Source organism: Halomonas sp. ND22Bw (assembly GCF_003011945.1).
Taxonomy (GTDB): domain Bacteria; phylum Pseudomonadota; class Gammaproteobacteria; order Pseudomonadales; family Halomonadaceae; genus Halomonas; species Halomonas halophila.
Map to the genome: position 1 here is coordinate 1 of NZ_PXWD01001907.1, position 231 is coordinate 231.

General features: G+C 77.9%; 1 protein-coding gene. It reads right to left on the reverse strand.

All coding sequences use genetic code 11. The features are described 5' to 3' along the window. Nucleotides 1-211: hypothetical protein (locus tag CVH10_RS24905; RefSeq protein WP_219925136.1), on the reverse strand; the 211-nt coding region annotated here is incomplete at its 3' end. Nucleotides 212-231: the final 20 nt, after the last annotated feature.

Below are 231 nucleotides of genomic sequence, written 5' to 3' on the forward strand. Positions count from 1 at the left end.
GCGGGCAAGGGCCCGGCTCGGACAGCTCGGGGCGCGGGCCGCTGGTCGTGCTGGGGGTCGCGCGCGACGGCTCCGGCGGGGCGACCACGTCCGGCTCGGGCGCTGCGCCGACCACGCCGTCCTCGACGATAGCGTCGCCGGTCGGCTCGGGCGGCGGGGGCCGTTCAATGCGCGCGCGCATGTCCGGGTCCTTCAGCAGAACCGTCCGCATCACCTCTCTCGCGCGCGGCG